Here is a 15,258-nt window from a genome sequence, read left to right as displayed (position 1 = left end):
GGAAACAATTAATCTGATCGCAAGCCGATAGGCTTTCACAAAAAACACTCATAAGCTACGCTCTCAAATGGGGATAAAAGTTGATTGAGTGTTCTTCTTGGCCATTTAAAAACAAATAGGCTTTCACAAAAAAATCCCTGCGATTCCAACAGGAAAAGCAGGGAAAGGTTAACCAACTATTAAGGTGTGTTAAAATCCAACTGTGATACCGAAGGCCATATTTCGAATGCCGTTTTGCTGCGGACTATTTTCAAAGGTGTCATTGAAGTAATACTTGGCATATAAGCCAGCTGCACCATAACCTATACGGGCAAAAGCTCCATAGCGAAACTTTGTAAAGTGGTAATCATCATTAAATTTCTGCTTTCCATTTTCGCTGCTTTTTTGCTTCACTCTTCCGTTCAGCAAAAAACCCATGTCCGGACCAAAGACAAAGCGGAACTTCTTCCCCCGGTCATCATCCTTGGTGCGCAGTTCGAACGACAAGGGGATTCGCAGATACGTGGACGAAAACCTGTTCTTGTCGAAGTGTACGGTAGAGGCGTCGTATTCGAGTACCGGGGCATTCCTCCTTATCGTGATGTCCTTCTCCAGGCGAATATGCGTCCAATCAAATCCTCCCGACAAGTAGACTTTGAAATGGCTATTAAAGCGATAGCCGAACTGAACGAGGTCGAAGCCCACATTGCTGGTCTTCCAAGAGTTATACTCAAGGAAATCGTTCTGCGGCGACAAAGTAAAGCTGCCGTTGTCAATAAGTTTTGCAAATCCGAGATCGAACCTGGCAAAGGTAAGTCCAAAAGAAACTCCCGAATGCCGGGTCGTATTCTTAGTTGAATCACTTTTATTCCTTACCGTGGCATCATCAGACTTTCCCAGGGTAACCTTAAACTCAGTCTTCCTGTTTTTACGAACCGTACTATCGGGCATAGAAAGGCTGCCAGACTCTGTGGCGTGATGATAAAGAGCATTTGCAAAGCTGTAGTCAGCTAATGCAAGTACGACAAACAGTAATGCTATTTTTCTCATATATAGTACTAATTTCTTTTCTCCCCTTTAGTTCTGATCTTAAGCACCCCGAGGTTGATGCCTGATATAAGAGAACCTTCTTCATCCTCAGTAAACTCTATTATTTTATCCTTCCTCTTGTCAACTTTTGCCACCACAAAATTAACCAGATCACCCACTGACCTTATCCCATTGTGCTGTTTTTCCTCCTGCTGTCCCTGCTCTACTCCGCTGTGTCTCTCATCAGTGCTCATTGCCAATACCACCGGGGCAGGCGTTTGAACCGGCCTCTGCTCTTCCACGTGCGGATTAACTGCAGGCAGCGCTCCTTCGGGAAGCAGTACAGGCTCATCTTTTTTAGCCAGGGCCACGTTTACCTCTGCTGTGCCCTTACCTGTTTGAGACTGTGCCCTAACGTGCGCCGCAGGATGGCTTTCAGAGGAACGGGCCTTGCTCTCCATCAGCATACTGCCCCTGGCTTCTGCACCAGACACTACGGCCGCCGGTACTGCCTCATGCGGCTTAGCCGTAGCCAGGGAAGGTTGATGCTCTGCTACCTCACCCCTTAGTTTGATTCTTTCAGCCGGCCGCATCAGCCAGTAGCTGCAGGTGATGAGGCATACCACACTAGCCGCTGCCCACCAGGCCCGTGCCTGTCTTCTTTTCTTTCGTCCCGGCCCAAGCTCCCCTGCTATCCGTTCCCACACAGCATCAGAGGGCTTCGACTCGAAAGAACCCAGCTTTTCGCGAAAAAAAGCGTCAAATTCATTATCCGACGTAGTTTGCATGTTGTGCTCCCTCCATTTTTAACAGTTTATCCTTCAACACTGCGCGGGCCCTTGAAAGCTGTGATTTCGACGCGCCTTCTGTGATGCCCAATTTTTCTGCGATCTCTTTGTGCGAATAGCCTTCAATAGCGTACAAGTTAAAGACCAGCTTATAGCCTCCCGACAAATGCCGGATCAAGCGAAGCAAATCCTCCGTTTCCAATTTGTTCATATCGAACATCTCCTGCGGCACATCAAATACTTCATCAATATCAACTACATTTAACAAACGCTGATTCTTCCTGAAAACCTCAATTGCAGTGTTCACCATAATCCTCCTTATCCATCCCTCAAAAGATCCTTGCTCTTTAAATTCATTAATTTTTTGAAACACTTTCACAAAGCCCATCTGTAGGATGTCTTCTGCTTCGTATTTGTCCCTTGCATAGCGCATACAAACACCAAGCATCTTTGACGCCGTTTGTTTGTAAAGAAGTTCCTGCTTTCGCCTGTCACCCCGGCGGCAGCCATCAAGAAGCTCCTCTACTGTCACTTTTCTGCTTATGTTCATATTTGCTACAGAGATAAGATGATTATCGCCTCTGTTTGGTTGCATCAGGTCAGAAAAAATTATTTTTTCTTTAGCAACCTAAAATCCTGCCTGTATACCAGGAAGAGAGAATGATAAAAGTCAAGCTGCTTTGATCCCGGGCTTTTTAGGTCGAGCACAGGCTCAACACGAAAGTCGAGATAGAAATTTGGAGTAAGCTTTTTCTGGTAGGCATACCTGAAAAATATCAGCTCCCTTTGCCTCTCGGTATAGCCTTCGCGCCTTATTTTGTTGGAGACCGACTGGAAGATGGGCATACCTGCACTCGCAATGTAGCGGGTACCATTCCAATAGGAACAAAACAGGTCTCCATATTTGCTGGACACACCGGCGTTCAGAAGCAAGCCGGAACCGTCTTTAAAAGGCTGCTGAGAAGTTGAAGACTGATCCTTATAGCCCACCAGATAGTTCTCGGTACTGATACTTCTTAAAAAGCCACTCAAGCGGTAAGTCGCTTTAATCCCAACTGCTCCATTCAGAATAGTCTTCAAAGGCTTATCCACGGTGTCAATCTGTCCTCCCTGGTGGAATGCGAGTAACTGCAAGGGCACCGAAACTTTTAGCTTCTCTGCACCCTTTAAGGTAATTTCGGAAGAGATCCCCGCAAAAATGCGTTCCTGCTCGCCGGAAGGTTTATAGATCATATTGTTCCAGCTGATAAAAGCATCCAGGAAGAGCTTCTCCTTATCCACTACAAACTGAGTCCCGTACTCGACCGGATCGGTAATGCGGCGCTCTACATCGTAGATCGGCTCAATAAAGCGGTGGTGAATGCTTCCCTCCAGCACTCCGTTTATCAATGCTGAATGGCCCGACTGATATTTGATAGTAAATAAGGGATACGAACGATAGATGCCTCTCCCTCCGAAATCTTTACGCAAAGAAGCTCCCGCCATGACAGAAAGCTTGGGACTGGGGTAGTAAACGAGCTGCGGATCAAGTTGTGTACCGTATAAGGTGTACCCATCCTGAAAGTCGTTGAAGAACTCGTAGTTTCTCAGGAAACTAAAACTGTTGATACTTAAAAACAGATTCCCTTCTCTGAGGCTGTCGGGCCGGATTCTGTATTCAAGGCTGTCATTCCGTACCTGGCTGCGCAGAACCAGGGCAGGAAGCATTAAAATAAGCAGCAGTACCGTTTTCTTCATCGATGGTTAAAGGTAGCTCTAAACAAATATGGAAATTATATTAAGCACTATTTATTCTTCAGCCGGTAATATTTATAGATCTTCACAGCAGCCATAATAACAGCAATAAAGACGAATAGTCCCACCAGCCCGTATATCCAGTTCAGCGCACTTTTCAATACCACCACAAAGACAATAGCAACGAGCAGAATTGTCGCTACCTCATTCCATACTCTTAAATGAGTAGACGTCCAGGTAAGGGTCGATTTCCTGAGCTGCAGCATCACCCGCTGACAGACGAAATGATAAATAAGCAATCCAATAACAAAAGCAATTTTAACCCACATCCAATTGGTGTGAAGAAGATAGGGATTAAGATACAACATCAGCAGACCCGCAAGCACAGAGAGCACCATGGCAGGGGTGGTGATGATGTTCCAGAGCCGGCTCTCCATCAGTTCGAACTGCGGGTACAGGATCCTTTGTTCTTCGACAGACCGGTCCTTCGCTTCTATGTGGTAGATAAACAGCCTGACAATGTAGAATAAGCCGGCCATCCAGCAGACCACGAAGATGATATGAATCGATTTAATATATAGATACAGCACTCTGACTAACTTAGTTCATTTTTAATCACTTCGACTGCGTACTTAACATGATCAAAAGGAATATCGGGCATGATCCCGTGTCCAAGATTAAAGATGAAGCCCGGTTCTTGTTTCATACTTTCGTAAAGCCGGAGAATTCGTTCTCTGATCACCGGTTTTTTCGCATATAAAATATGAGGGTCCAGATTCCCCTGCACGGCGATCCCCTCAGGAAGGCTCCTCTTGATTGTAGCCAGGTCTGCATTCCAGTCTACAGATATCACGTCAGGCTTAGCCTCAGCCATTAATGGTGCAAAAACAGAACTTCCCTTACAGAATGAAATGACCGGAATGTCTGAGCGCTCAAGACCAGCCACTATTTGAGCGATGTAGCGGTGCGAAAACTCTTTGTAGTCGTCCCAGGAAAGCGCGCCTGCCCAGCTGTCGAAAATCTGCACAGCATTTACTCCTGCACGTATCTGAAGATTGAGATATTGAGTGGTAACATCCGCAATCTTAGCAAGAAGGCGGTGCGCGGTTTCGGGCTGGTTATGGAGCATAAGCTTGGTTAGCTTAAAGTCTTTAGAAGATCCGCCTTCTACCAGATAGCTCATCACTGTAAACGGAGCGCCGGCAAAGCCAATTAGAGGAATACGGCCGTTTAACCGCTCCTGGATTACCTGTATCGCGTCAGCGACGTATTGCAGCTTATCTAATACTTCTGTTTCCAGACGCTCTACGTCATCCGCCGTTCTCACCGGGTTCGCAAAACGCGGCCCCACTCCCTGGGTAAAACTAAGGTCTCCGCCCATTGCCTCAGCAGTTACGAGAATGTCGGAGAAAAGAATTGCGGCATCTATACCAAGGAGGTCAACTGGCAGCATGGTCACGTCGGCGGCAATTTCAGGAGTCTTGCACATCTCCAGGAATGAGTATTTGTTCTTTATGTCCCAGTACTCTTTCATAAAGCGACCGGCTTGCCGCATCATCCAGACAGGAGGACGTTCTGTCCCTTCCGAAAAAGCTGCTCTTACAAATAATGAATTTCTTTGGTTGTTGCTCACGATCCTTTTTGTATTTCTTGTTCTATCTTTTCTATTATGTCCTCAATCCGCGCGCTGATCTTTAGTTCTCTGGCCTTTTCTATATAAGCGCGAACACGCACGTAATCCTTCTTCCGCAGATTAAGATTAGCGAGGTGTACCAGCACAATGCCCTTATCATTTTCCGAGCCCAGCGGAAACCGGCTTGCTATCTGGAAATGGGTCTCCGCCTCTTCATAATCTTGTTTGTGAAGGGCTACATTCCCCAATATAAATTCATAATATCCCCTCCTGTTCTTACGCAGATAGTCGGGGTTCTTTATTTCCTTGAGGAGCCTCTCTGCTTTTTCGTAGTCCTTATTTCGGAAGGCCTTAGCAGCAAGTACGACGGTGCCATCCTTAAAATAGCCTCTGATGAGCAAAGCAATTGCCAGTGCAAGCAGCGCGGCAGGCTCATACGCAGCAAGATAAAGTGCAACACCAAGACAAATTACGGCCAGCGCAAGTACTGCAAAGCGTACTTTGGTTGAGATCATGTCCTACTGGTTATCCGTAAACTTGTAACCCACGCCGCGGATGGAATGAAAGTATATTGGATTCTTCTGGTCAGGCTCAAAGTACTTCCTGAAGGTGAGAATAAAGTTATCGATAGTCCGGGTAGATGGATACACATCATAATTCCAGACGGTTTCGAGAATCTGCTCGCGGGATACGGCCTCATTCCTCCGTTCAATCAGGAGCTTCAGTAACATCGTTTCCTTCTTTGTTAACGGAGTGACCGTCCCGTCTTCGTTCCGCAGTTCAAAAGAATTAAAATAAATAGTCTTTCCCCCAATTTTATAAGTATTCAGCTCCTTCTTTTCCTCCCCGCTCAGTCCCCTCTTTACAAGATTGTTAACCCGCAGGATAAGTTCTTCCAGGTTGAACGGCTTCACCAGATAATCGTCGGCACCTTTCTTCAACCCGTTCACGCGGTCCTCGCTTGTATTCTTTGCAGTCAGAAACATGATCGGAACCTCTGTATTCTCAAGCCTGATCGTTTCTGCTACCTGAAACCCGTCAATCTCGGGCAACATAACGTCCAGGATGATCAGATTAAAACGTTCTTCTTTGAAAACGCGCAGCGCTTTCTTACCATCGGTTGCGGTTGAGACTTTATATCCCTCAAGCTCAAGGTTGAGCTTAATTGCTTCGAGAAGATGTTCTTCATCCTCGACTAATAAAATTCGTTGTTTAGTTGCCATATATGCTAAAGCTTACTTCAAAAATGCTTCCTGTCGGCCGGTTATTCTTTACTTTGATCTGAGCCTGATGCTTGTCCAGAACCTGCTTCACGATGTAAAGCCCCAGGCCCGTACCCTTGGTTTTTCTGGTGTCCTCACTGCCTACCCGGTAAAACTTTTCAAATATGCGAAGTTTTTCCTCATCCTTAATTCCGATTCCTTTGTCCGCTACTTCGAATACTATTACCGCATCTTTCCGATATAAACGAGCCTTAACCTCTGCACAGGGAGGAGAGTACTTCACTGCGTTCTCAATAAGATTTGAAACTACGAGCGAAAGTGCAAACTTATCGCCTGTGATCAAAACCTCCGGCTCAACGTCTGTCTTAATGATCTGCGTGCTGCAGGTGTGAATCTGTAACCGCTCTGCCACCTTTTCAACCAGCTCCGAAAAGTTAAACTTTTCCTTTGGAAAAGAATAGGAGTGATTTTCAATACGGGTTGCAATCAGCATGTTCTCCACCAGGTCGTCCAGCCGTTCAATATCTTTCAGCGAATTATTAAGAAAGGTATGAGTTTGAGCCTTGTCGAGGTTCCTTTTCAGTATAGTCTGAAGATAAAGTTTAATAGAGGCCAGGGGCGACTTCAACTCGTGCGTCACCGAAAGAAGGAAGTTTTTTTGCTGCTCATGCAGTTTTCTTTCCTTTTTCAAAGTTTTCTGCAGAAAGTAAGCCCCTGTGAAGAACAATAAAATAAAGACAGCCCCTTCACCCAGAATCATGCCTGTCCGCTCGGGTCTCACCTGTACTAAAAGAATTCCCCACCAAACTAATTCGGCCAGGGCATATAGTATAAGTGCATAAAAAATCAGGAGCGATTTACGCATGTTTATATTGGTTGTATAGCGTCGAGACTATCAAATATAATGCTTTTTGTATTCTCCAGAACTTCTGGGGTATGAGCGGCAGAAATAAAGCCCACTTCGTAGCCCGAAGGCCCGAGATAAACACCACGATTTAAAAGCTCCCGGTGGAATGCTTTGAAACTCTCCATGCTCGAAGGTTCAATTTCCTCCGCTTTCTTGATGTCATGATCAGCAAAAGCGAACCAGAAAATAGAACCGACGGAGAGAATCCGGAGCTTATATCCCTTTTCGCTGATATAGTCCCGTATATCTTCTACGAATTTTGCCGCCTTGCTATTCAGCTGATCATAAAATCCACGGCCCAGCAGTTCACTCAACTGACCGATACCGGCAGCCATAGCAACAGGATTTCCGGACAAAGTACCCGCCTGATAAACAGGCCCATCTGGAGAAATATTGCTCATGATCTCCCGGCTTGCACCATAAGCGCCAACCGGCATTCCCCCTCCGATTATCTTGCCGTAAGTAATGATATCGGGGTTCACATCGTAGTACCCTGCAGCGCCCTCAAAGCCGAGCCTGAATCCCGTTATCACCTCATCAAAGATTAAGAGACTGCCGTTCTCTTCGGTAATATTCCTAAGGAAATGAATGTACTCCCTGTCTTGCAGCAACAGCCCGTTGTTGGCAGGAACGCCTTCGATAATGATGGCAGCTATCTGCCCGGGAAACTGCCGGAAGGCTTCCTCTATTGCGAGTTTGTCATTTAACGACACCACAATAGTCTCGTCAGCAAAACTTGCAGGAACTCCAGCAGACGACGTTTCCCCAAAAGTCACCAGACCCGAACCGGCCTTGACAAGCATCGAATCCGAATGTCCGTGGTAACAACCGTCGAACTTAATGATCTTATCCCGCTTGGTATAGCCTCTGGCCAGCCTTAGTGCCGACATGACGGCTTCCGTACCTGAACTTACAAAGCGGATCTTCTCGATCTTCTTGTTATTGTTCAGGATCAGCTCAGCCAATTCGTTCTCCAGGGCTGTTGGCGCACCAAAGCTCATTCCCTTTACCAGGGTCTCCTCCACCCTTTGTCTCACAGCCGGATGGTTATGGCCCAGGATAAGCGGTCCCCATGAGCAGCAGTAATCTATAAACTTATTACCGTCTGCATCCCACAGGTAACACCCGTCGCCCCTTTCTATAAATAGAGGGGTACCATAAACTGATTTGAAAGCCCGTACGGGAGAGTTTACGCCGCCGGGGAAAAGTTGCTGAGCCTTCTCGAACAGTTTGGCCGAGCGCTCACGAGATATATCGTTCATTACTTCGACTAATTAATTTGTGAGGGCCTATATCCACTTGTTCGCCAGCACTTCCTTAGCGTGATAGGTTAGAATAGCCGAAGCACCTGCCCTCCTGATACTTGTTAAGACCTCGGTGATAGTACGGCGTTCATCCAGCCAGCCGTTCTGGGCAGCCGCCTTTACCATAGCGTATTCTCCGCTTACGTTGTACGCTGCTATTGGAAGATCAGAATTGTCTTTCAATAGCTTTATAACATCCAGGTAGCTCAGAGCAGGCTTCACCATCAGGAAATCTGCGCCTTCCTGTTCATCCAGTGCAGCTTCTATCAGCGCCTCCCTTTGATTGGCGGGGTTCATTTGATAGGTCTTCTTATCGCCGAATTTGGGAGCTGAATCTAAAGCGTCACGGAACGGGCCATAAAACGCGCTTGCATATTTAGCGCAGTACGACATGATCGATACATTCGTAAAGCCGTTTTGGTCAAGCACGTTTCTGATGTACCCCACGCGTCCGTCCATCATGTCGGAAGGAGCTATTATATCCGCTCCCGACTGAGCATGAGCCAAAGCCATTTTGCCCAAAACCTCCAGCGTTTCGTCATTCAGGATCTCACCATTTTCAACGATGCCGTCGTGTCCGTCGCTGCTATAAGGATCCATTGCTACGTCTGTAATAACGCAGGCTTCTGGGAAACGGTTCTTGATTGCACGGATAGCTCTCAGGTAGAGACACTCCTCGTGATAGCTGATGGTGGCGTATTTGTCCTTCAATGCCTCGTCCATATTCGGAAACAGGTCAAATGCCTTCAACCCAAGGTTCAGACATTCCTCCACCTCTCTAAGAAGGTTATCAATAGACAAGCGGTAGACACCAGGCATAGAGGCCACCTCTATCTTCTTATTGTCGCCCTCCGTGATAATAAGGGGCAAAATAAGATTAGATGCGGTAAGATAAGTTTCCTTAACCATCTCACGAATGACCTCGCTTTTTCGGTTTCTTCTCGGTCTTTGTAACATAACATTAGTTTTTTAAGTTCTGAATAGCAGGGGGACGAAGTTTATAAGCCAAAAACGGCCTCAGCCAGCCCTATTTCGTCAGGAGAATAGGGCAAGGTATACTTCACCCCCATCTCATCAAACATTCTGCCGGTTGACCTTCCGATGCAAATTACCTGTTGACCGGGTTCCAGTAAGTTATCGGCAAAATAAGCCTCCACATTAGAAGGGCTGGTAAATATCAAAACATCGGCATACGAGGGTTTCACATTCTCCTCTACTACGGTCTCATACACCGGCAGATCTATTATTTTCGTTTGCACTGACAAGGTTTGCTGCACCGTCCTTAACGAACCTTTCGCCCCCGGAAATAACACCGTTGTGCCGCTTGCTATAACAGCGAACTCTTTGGCAATTTCAGTTGTGTCTATTCCCTCCTCTTCCCCGTTAAAGTCGGGCACCCTTCCAAAACGCCTTAGCGTTTCTTCCGATGCTCTGCCCAATACGCCAAGCTTGGTTCTCTTACTTATCTGAGGCTCGAGCTTGAAGAAGTACTCTATTGCATTTTTGCTGCTGAAAAAGATCCAGTCAATGTCTCTGAGGATATAGGGGTCAAGGCGGTTAATAATAGGAAACGTACGGATCAGCGAGCGGCCTTCCACCTCGATGCCGTTCTTGGCCATTGCCCTTTTGAAATAGCTCGTCTCAGGCACGTCCCTCGTTATAAACACTTTGGCCGGATACTTCCGGTCACTTGCGAATTTTGCTACAATGCGTTCAGCAAGACCTGCGGTTGACTCGGCCTCCAGATACAGGCGGTCGGGGAAAAGATTATCATCGCTGGCTTTTGAAGTCCAAACCTGGAACTTTCCATCCTCCTTGCGGCAATAGCAGCCCAAGGGCATATGGCACCCGCCGTTAAACAAATTCAACACTTTACGTTCAACAGAAATGACTTCTGCTACTTCGCCATGATGGAGTGCCTGTAAAGCATCAAACAATTGATTATCAGCTTCCCTGATCTGAATAGCCAGCACGCCCTGAGCCGGTGCAGGAATAAACTCCATCGGTTCAAGCTCTTCAACAAAAAACTCACTCAGGTCGATGCCTAATCGCTCTACTCCCGCTTTTGCCAGGATAATAGCATCATAATCCTCATCACGCAATTTCTGAATGCGTGTAGGAACGTTCCCTCTTAAATTTTCGATTTCCAGATCTGGTCTGGCAGCTAGCAGCTGGGCCTTCCGCCGGTTAGACGACGTGCCTACCATTCCGCCAAATTTCACCGACAGCTTCTGCTTTACATCCACACAATCCTTTAAGATCAACAAAAGTTCTCCGGGGTCCTCACGCTCGGATACAGCAGCAATAACAAGGCCTGGCGGATTTTGAGTGGGAAGATCTTTGTGAGAATGAACGGCGATATCGATTGTTTGGTTAAGAAGGCTTTCTTCCAGTTCCTTGGTGAAAAAACCCTTGCCCTCAAGCTTGTCGAGACGCAAGTTTAGTATTTTATCGCCCTGAGTTTTTATGATTTTGAGTTCGGCCTCTATCCCGATCTCTGCTAATTTATCTTTTACGAAGTTGGCTTGCCAAAGTGCGAGTTCGCTGCCTCTTGTACCTATAATGACTTTTCTATCCACAATAAATTTTAACCTTTTGGCAAAAATAACGACTTATCATCACTGCCGTAGTAAAACAGGCTAACTGTTGTTTACCAGAATTTCTTTTGCCATTACCATAGGAACGCTGATGTACTTCTTTTCCATATAGTTAATGATCCTTTCCAGCACCTCCCGGGAGTCACTGTCGAGTCGCTCAATATCTTCGGCAAAAACAGAGTTAACGGCTATATTCCTGATTTCCTTAATCTTCATAGGAACTTCCCGCATTGCCAGTTCAATTCGGCGCTGCTTCAACACAGGTCTAAACTCATTGATGTTCTGTTCTATGATGTGCTCAGCGTGAACCAGTTCCTGATACCTCTCCCGCATATTCTCGTTCGCAATTTCCTGCAGGCTCCTTACTTCGATAAAGTGTACAGGGTTCTTTTCTAAAACTTCAGGGTCGGTATCGTTAGGGATGGCTAAATCAACAATTACTTTTTTACCAGTTTCTCCATTCAAAAGCGACTCGTAAATCGGATTGGTAATGACAGGCTCTACTGCGCTTGTGCAGGTGATGATCACATCGAATCCCTTTTTGTAGTTCTTTAACTCTTCAATAACGAAAGCTTCGCCGTTTAGCTCTTTTGCCAGTGCCTCGGCTTTAGAAAGGGTGCGATTAAAGACGGCAAAATTTGAATACTTATGTTTTTGAAGGTATTTTGAAATGTTCTTATTCGTTTCGCCCGCTCCGATAATGAGTATCCGCGAATTAGAGCACATGTTCAGGTCGCGAAGCTTTCTGTATGCCAGTGAAACGACGGAAACGGGGTTCTTAGAAATCTTGGTCTCGGTGTAAACTTCCTTGGCTGTCTTTACGATATGCGACATGATCAGCCGCAGATAGTCACCAGTAAAACCGGCTTGCCGGCACGTTTCGTAACCCTTCCGAACCTGCGCCAGAATCTCCTTTTCCCCTACCACCAGGCTTTCCAGTGAACATGACACACGCAGCAGGTGATTAAATGCTTCCTCATCTTCAAAAATCCTGACTTTATCCACAAAGTCGTCTAACTTATCTGCAGGAATACAAAAATCGAGAGTCTGGATAAAATCTTTTACAAAAGCAGGGGTCAGATCAAGAGATGCACAAAAAACAAACTCAACCCGGTTGCACGTACCAATATAAAAGATCTCAGGTATGTCAAATTTCTCCCTCACGGAATTCAATCTGACAGACAACGTCTGGTTGCAGATTACAAACTTCCCTAAATCCTTTAAATCAATCTGCTGATGCGTAAATGCTAAAACTTTTAACTGTTTCAACGCCTGAATATCTTTTATAAATAAACGAATACAAAGGTATTAATAGCCACCTAGACCGCTGTCATTCCTTTGTCAAACAGAGGTATTTAGATTATTTATAAATAATTGATCTCCGGTTCTGCCCTCAGTTCCTGCTGAACCCAGCCTGGCAACCGTGTACCTGTAAAACTTATAGTTTTTAAAATTGTTATTTTTGATCAACTGAAAAAGCCAGATGACAATTTCACACTTCAGCATAAAGGGCGCTTCTGACAAAGTAATTAATGGCGACGTGTTTACTGCGGAGGCAGCTTCAAATGCACCCCTCATCGTATTTGTTCACGGATTTAAAGGATTTAAAGATTGGGGCACACATCATCTTACCGCCTCATTCTTCGCCGGGCTCGGCTTCCGTTTCTTAAAGTTTAACTTCTCTCATGCGGGCCTAAGCAGTAAAAGCAATGACGTTTTTGACGACCTAAATTCATTCAGCGCAAATACGTTCTCCAAAGAGCTCTTTGATCTCGACCAGGTTATCACCTTTGCAATGAGCGGCAAAGAGTTTCCTGCTCCCGAGAAACTCTTTCTCATAGGGCACAGTCTGGGCGGAGGAATTAGCATCATACAAACGGCGGAGGACAAAAGGATAGACAAGTTGGTAACCTGGGCGTCAGTAGGCAACTTCAGAAGCCTGTGGAGCAATGAACAGGAAGAAGCCTGGAGAAGAAATGGTGTGATGTACGTAGAGAATTCGAGGACCGGCCAGCAGATGCCTGTAGACATTGGCCTTCTAAACGACCTTAACCAGAATTCAGAGCGACTGGACGTTTTGAACGCTGCAAGAATGATTGACAAGCCCTGGCTTATTATTCATGGAGAGGCGGATGCGGTAGTGCCGGCTGAGCAGGCACACGAATTGAACCGGCAGCAAGAGACCTCTAAGCTCTTACTTGTCACCGGCGCAGATCATGTCTTCGGAGGGCGGCACCCCTGGGCTGAAGATGAGCTTCCGGTCCAGCTCAGGCAGGTGTGCGAGGCAACGGCAGCTTTCCTTCAATGACAAACCGCAGATAAAGGGCCTTAAACCTTTTGGGCCTTTTACAGTCTTACCTCTGATACCTGACCGAAAAGCGGGACATTATTGTATGGAGCAAATCGAGGACTCTGAAATATTAGCTAAATTTGCGAGCGACCAGTCGCGGGAAGAGGCTTTTAATCTGCTTTTAAGGAAATACCAACAAAAGATATACTGGCACATCAGGAGAATGGTCATTAACCACGATGATGCCGATGATTTAGTTCAGGACGTATTTGTGAAGGTGTGGAAGAACCTGCAGGGATTCAGGAACCATTCTCAGCTTTACACCTGGCTTTACAGAATCGCGACCAACGAATGCCTTACATTCTTAAACCGGAAAAAGCATCAGAATAATGTTTCGCTCGATGAAGTAGGGTATGATCTCTCAGAATCACTTCAGGATTCAGTTTATTTCAACGGAAATCAAGCTCAGTTGAAACTGCAGCAAGCTATTCTGACGTTGCCGGAAAAGCAACGACTGGTCTTCAACATGAAATATTTCGAAGAGTTAAAATACGAGGAGATTTCCGAGATATTGGGAACAAGTGTGGGGGGCTGAAAGCTTCCTTCCACCTCGCGGTAAAAAAGATTGAGAGTTATTTAACCAGCAGAGATTAAACCTTACAGGGGTAAATGAATCAGTATTTATATGGAATTGAACAATAGAAACGGCGATTGGCAGGAGGAAGCACCGGTTCTTGCTTCGATGAGAAAGGAGAGCCCGTTTACTGTTCCCGATAATTACTTTAACGAGCTTTCGGAAAATATCAGAAGCAGAGCCGGGCTCGAACAATTAAAAAGCAACGACGCGGGCCTAAAAGTGCCTGATGGCTACTTTGAATCACTTGAGGAACAGATCTTATCGGCGGTAAAACTCGATTCAATTAAAGAAGAAAGCGGAACGATGCCTTTCACCGTACCCCCTCTTTACTTTGAGAAGCTGGAAGCAAAGATCCGATCGAAAACAAGCGAAAGTAAAACGCACACCGTAATCCGCCGCCTGAGGCCAGCCTGGTTCCAGTATGCTGCAGCAGCATGCGCAGTGCTTGTTATTGGCATCCCGCTTTTCCTGAACATAACAAGAGAGTCCGTTGACTCCAAGTTTGCATCATTGCCCGAAGAGGATATCGTCTATTACCTTCAGGTACATTCCGACAGCGGAGACGTTCCCCTCATTATGGAGAACATGGACAGAAACACAACAGCGGCAGATTATAATCCAGACCTGACGGATCAGGAGATCAAACAGTATTTGGATTCTACTACATTATAGATACGCTATGAACAAGTTATTACTTTTTGGACTGATATATATATCCGTTTCGTTTGCCAGCCCGGCTAAAGGGCAGCACGGACCGAGGCATATTGAAGCGCTCAAGATAGAATTTATCACCCAGAAACTTGACCTTTCTTCAGAGGAGGCCGAAAAGTTCTGGCCCGTTTACAACAATTACCAGCGTGAACTGAACACTTTATTCAGGGAAAGGCGGCAGGCTCGTCTCCAGCAAAGAGAAACAGGGACGCCTCCGGATGAACTTAAATTTGAAAGCAGGATGCTTGATATCAAAAAGCGTTACAAGAAAGAGTTCCAGGAAGTGCTGCCGCCTCAAAAAGCTGACATGCTCTACCCTGTGGAGCGGGAATTCAGGGAGCGCCTCATAAACCAGCTGCGGGAACGGGGACGCGGCCGATAGTTTTTAGTTTTAGTTTTTATACGCGGCCTCCATGTATTTATGGA

The 15,258-nt window shown here is 46.0% G+C and carries 16 protein-coding genes and 1 pseudogene; 4 read left to right on the top strand and 13 right to left on the bottom strand.

Annotation, left to right across the window (positions count from 1 at the left end; genetic code table 11):
* Positions 1-189: 189 nt before the first annotated feature.
* The 13 genes from ACES2C_RS10545 to hemA are packed head-to-tail and all read right to left on the bottom strand — an operon-like array spanning position 190 to position 12,463.
* Entirely contained in the window at positions 190-1,029 is an 840-nt protein-coding gene (locus ACES2C_RS10545) for an outer membrane beta-barrel protein (RefSeq protein WP_374163079.1), read from the bottom strand.
* Between the two features lie 8 nt (positions 1,030-1,037).
* Entirely contained in the window at positions 1,038-1,796 is a 759-nt protein-coding gene (locus ACES2C_RS10540) for a hypothetical protein (RefSeq protein WP_374163078.1), read from the bottom strand.
* Positions 1,777-2,346 carry an RNA polymerase sigma factor gene (locus ACES2C_RS10535; protein WP_374163077.1) on the bottom strand — a complete coding sequence of 190 codons (570 nt, stop codon included), beginning with the start codon at positions 2,344-2,346 and terminating at the stop codon, positions 1,777-1,779. Before ACES2C_RS10535 ends, ACES2C_RS10540 begins: the two co-directional genes overlap by 20 nt.
* A gap of 59 nt (positions 2,347-2,405) precedes the next feature.
* Complete coding sequence (locus tag ACES2C_RS10530; RefSeq protein ID WP_374163076.1) at positions 2,406-3,533, bottom strand: hypothetical protein; 1,128 nt, start codon at positions 3,531-3,533, stop codon at positions 2,406-2,408.
* A 47-nt stretch (positions 3,534-3,580) separates the two neighbouring features.
* Positions 3,581-4,120 carry a protoporphyrinogen oxidase HemJ gene (hemJ, locus tag ACES2C_RS10525; RefSeq protein WP_374163075.1) on the bottom strand — a complete coding sequence of 180 codons (540 nt, stop codon included), beginning with the start codon at positions 4,118-4,120 and terminating at the stop codon, positions 3,581-3,583.
* 5 nt (positions 4,121-4,125) lie between these two features.
* Complete coding sequence (gene hemE, locus ACES2C_RS10520; RefSeq protein ID WP_374166887.1) at positions 4,126-5,163, bottom strand: uroporphyrinogen decarboxylase; 1,038 nt, start codon at positions 5,161-5,163, stop codon at positions 4,126-4,128.
* Positions 5,160-5,678 carry a tetratricopeptide repeat protein gene (locus tag ACES2C_RS10515; protein ID WP_374166886.1) on the bottom strand — a complete coding sequence of 173 codons (519 nt, stop codon included), beginning with the start codon at positions 5,676-5,678 and terminating at the stop codon, positions 5,160-5,162. Before ACES2C_RS10515 ends, hemE begins: the two co-directional genes overlap by 4 nt.
* A gap of 3 nt (positions 5,679-5,681) precedes the next feature.
* Positions 5,682-6,386: a response regulator transcription factor gene (locus tag ACES2C_RS10510; RefSeq protein WP_374166885.1), complete on the bottom strand. Its 705-nt coding sequence runs from the start codon at positions 6,384-6,386 to the stop codon at positions 5,682-5,684.
* Complete coding sequence (locus ACES2C_RS10505; RefSeq protein ID WP_374166884.1) at positions 6,376-7,251, bottom strand: sensor histidine kinase; 876 nt, start codon at positions 7,249-7,251, stop codon at positions 6,376-6,378. The genes ACES2C_RS10510 and ACES2C_RS10505 overlap by 11 nt, the downstream gene beginning before the upstream one ends.
* Positions 7,252-7,253: 2 nt before the next feature.
* Positions 7,254-8,555 carry a glutamate-1-semialdehyde 2,1-aminomutase gene (gene hemL, locus ACES2C_RS10500; RefSeq protein WP_374166883.1) on the bottom strand — a complete coding sequence of 434 codons (1,302 nt, stop codon included), beginning with the start codon at positions 8,553-8,555 and terminating at the stop codon, positions 7,254-7,256.
* A gap of 27 nt (positions 8,556-8,582) precedes the next feature.
* Positions 8,583-9,554, bottom strand: coding sequence for a porphobilinogen synthase (hemB, locus tag ACES2C_RS10495; protein ID WP_374166882.1), 972 nt, complete (start codon positions 9,552-9,554; stop codon positions 8,583-8,585).
* A 41-nt stretch (positions 9,555-9,595) separates the two neighbouring features.
* Entirely contained in the window at positions 9,596-11,176 is a 1,581-nt protein-coding gene (gene hemC / locus ACES2C_RS10490) for a hydroxymethylbilane synthase (protein ID WP_374166881.1), read from the bottom strand.
* A gap of 60 nt (positions 11,177-11,236) precedes the next feature.
* Positions 11,237-12,463 (bottom strand): glutamyl-tRNA reductase, encoded by a 1,227-nt coding sequence (gene hemA, locus ACES2C_RS10485; protein WP_374166880.1) that lies wholly within the window; start codon positions 12,461-12,463, stop codon positions 11,237-11,239.
* Positions 12,464-12,677: 214 nt separating this feature from the next.
* Here hemA and ACES2C_RS10480 point away from each other — a divergent pair, with 214 nt between their 5' ends.
* The 4 genes and pseudogenes from ACES2C_RS10480 to ACES2C_RS10465 all read left to right on the top strand — a co-directional run bounded on the left by ACES2C_RS10480 (position 12,678) and on the right by ACES2C_RS10465 (position 15,214).
* Complete coding sequence (locus ACES2C_RS10480; RefSeq protein WP_374166879.1) at positions 12,678-13,502, top strand: alpha/beta hydrolase family protein; 825 nt, start codon at positions 12,678-12,680, stop codon at positions 13,500-13,502.
* Between the two features lie 85 nt (positions 13,503-13,587).
* Positions 13,588-14,138 (top strand): annotated as a pseudogene (locus ACES2C_RS10475) (RNA polymerase sigma factor).
* 31 nt (positions 14,139-14,169) lie between these two features.
* On the top strand, positions 14,170-14,793 hold the full coding sequence (locus ACES2C_RS10470) for a hypothetical protein (RefSeq protein WP_374166878.1): 624 nt from the start codon (positions 14,170-14,172) through the stop codon (positions 14,791-14,793).
* 7 nt (positions 14,794-14,800) lie between these two features.
* On the top strand, positions 14,801-15,214 hold the full coding sequence (locus ACES2C_RS10465) for a hypothetical protein (protein WP_374166877.1): 414 nt from the start codon (positions 14,801-14,803) through the stop codon (positions 15,212-15,214).
* The last annotated feature ends 44 nt before the right edge of the window (positions 15,215-15,258 follow it).

The sequence above is a fragment of the Arcticibacter sp. MXS-1 genome, from assembly GCF_041902385.1.
In the GTDB taxonomy this organism is placed as follows: Bacteria; Bacteroidota; Bacteroidia; order Sphingobacteriales; family Sphingobacteriaceae; genus Arcticibacter.
This window is presented reverse-complemented; position numbering and strand designations above follow the sequence as displayed.

What these genes read in the sequence shown, in the direction of transcription:
- ACES2C_RS10545 (WP_374163079.1), bottom strand. Translation starts at nt 1,029, where the DNA reads ATGAGAAAAATAGCATTACTGTTTGTCGTACTTGCATTAGCTGACTAC.
- ACES2C_RS10540 (WP_374163078.1), bottom strand. Translation starts at nt 1,796, where the DNA reads ATGCAAACTACGTCGGATAATGAATTTGACGCTTTTTTTCGCGAAAAG.
- ACES2C_RS10535 (WP_374163077.1), bottom strand. Translation starts at nt 2,346, where the DNA reads ATGAACATAAGCAGAAAAGTGACAGTAGAGGAGCTTCTTGATGGCTGC.
- ACES2C_RS10530 (WP_374163076.1), bottom strand. Translation starts at nt 3,533, where the DNA reads ATGAAGAAAACGGTACTGCTGCTTATTTTAATGCTTCCTGCCCTGGTT.
- ACES2C_RS10515 (WP_374166886.1), bottom strand. Translation starts at nt 5,678, where the DNA reads ATGATCTCAACCAAAGTACGCTTTGCAGTACTTGCGCTGGCCGTAATT.
- ACES2C_RS10510 (WP_374166885.1), bottom strand. Translation starts at nt 6,386, where the DNA reads ATGGCAACTAAACAACGAATTTTATTAGTCGAGGATGAAGAACATCTT.
- ACES2C_RS10505 (WP_374166884.1), bottom strand. Translation starts at nt 7,251, where the DNA reads ATGCGTAAATCGCTCCTGATTTTTTATGCACTTATACTATATGCCCTG.
- hemL (WP_374166883.1), bottom strand. Translation starts at nt 8,555, where the DNA reads ATGAACGATATATCTCGTGAGCGCTCGGCCAAACTGTTCGAGAAGGCT.
- hemB (WP_374166882.1), bottom strand. Translation starts at nt 9,554, where the DNA reads ATGTTACAAAGACCGAGAAGAAACCGAAAAAGCGAGGTCATTCGTGAG.
- ACES2C_RS10480 (WP_374166879.1), top strand. Translation starts at nt 12,678, where the DNA reads ATGACAATTTCACACTTCAGCATAAAGGGCGCTTCTGACAAAGTAATT.
- ACES2C_RS10470 (WP_374166878.1), top strand. Translation starts at nt 14,170, where the DNA reads ATGGAATTGAACAATAGAAACGGCGATTGGCAGGAGGAAGCACCGGTT.
- ACES2C_RS10465 (WP_374166877.1), top strand. Translation starts at nt 14,801, where the DNA reads ATGAACAAGTTATTACTTTTTGGACTGATATATATATCCGTTTCGTTT.